Annotated in this window: 1 protein-coding gene; it reads right to left on the reverse strand. The window is 51.6% G+C overall.

The annotated features are described in order from the left end of the window. Positions 1 to 650 (reverse strand): RNA-dependent RNA polymerase family protein (locus tag MFF13_RS26700; RefSeq protein WP_238273407.1); only part of this gene is annotated, 650 nt, incomplete at its 3' end. Between the last annotated feature and the right edge of the window lie 526 nt (positions 651 to 1176).

Consider the following 1176-nt stretch of genomic DNA (forward strand, 5'->3'; position numbering starts at 1 on the left):
ATCACGAAGCGGTCCATTGGCACCTCCTGGAGCGGCACCAGGTTATGCGTCTTGGCAAAAAGGGCAGCAGCCTTTGGACCCTTGAGTTTAGCCACGTACGTCGTTATGTTTTCGGTGGTGATCCGTATAGGATTGTCTTTAAATTCTTGCCAATATTCGCCGGTACAGGCGTATTTTTTGAAGCTTTCTACGTTAAACACCGCAGAGTCCATGGTTGGTAATTCTCTCATTTGGGTGACATTACAATTTCTTTTAGTGGCCGCGGCTAGCACGTTTTGTAACGTGTTTTGGAAAGGGGAAGGTACTGCGCTCCTGATTTGTGGTTGGTGGTATGCGTGGTGCTTAGGGTAACATCTTAGTTTGGCCGGGCAGAACGTAGCTCTGTCGAGGCAGCTTTCAGAGCCGTCGACCAAGTCCAGATAAGCATCATACTCATCGGTTATCTGGTAGTTCGCCACGGTCGGATAATTCTCCTCTAAGAAAGAGTTACAGGCGGCCACAGCCACTTCCGGATCGCTCAGGCTGTCATCCACCGATGGTGAGTACACAGGTCTAGGGTACTTGCTGGTGTACGTGGGTACTTTGTCGGTTTGCTCATGGAGGTACATCTTTGCTCCTTCGCGTAGTCTTTCTACAATTAATGCCTTCATGTTCTCTACTTTCCTCGACTGGTACCTGCTCTTATTCGCTTCTGTCGGGGCCATCTGCATCTTTGCCTGGAGTACCTTCTCTTTCTCTCCGTCAAATGCCGGCGGGTATATGCGTTCGTCTTCATGGGCATACAGAGTCTCGCATGGCAATTCATGTTGCCTTACGGACTTCTGCTGTAGGTGACCCGGGCCAGTGTCAGACGAAAAGATATACGCGCCAGCCCTGCCTAGTCAGGACTGGTTAAAGTCGATGTCACCGAACTGTATTCCTGTGCTGACATCTCGGTCCCTGGTGTTCCGGCGGCGTGGCTCCAAGTCACCGAATTGGATGTCTAGGTCTTCCGGCTCCCACGGTAACTCAACCGGTACCCTGGGAACGAAATCCTCGGGGTTATGCGGAGGTGTGGTGCCAGTGGTTCTTCTCTTTCTTGGTGCCGGGATAGGAGCTTCCGGTTCTAATGGAGGTTCGGTAGCGACCTTACGAACACTGGGGACCGAGATGTCAGCACAGGAATACAGTTCGGTG

This window comes from Methylobacterium cerastii (genome assembly GCF_022179125.1).
Taxonomy (GTDB): domain Bacteria; phylum Pseudomonadota; class Alphaproteobacteria; order Rhizobiales; family Beijerinckiaceae; genus Methylobacterium; species Methylobacterium cerastii.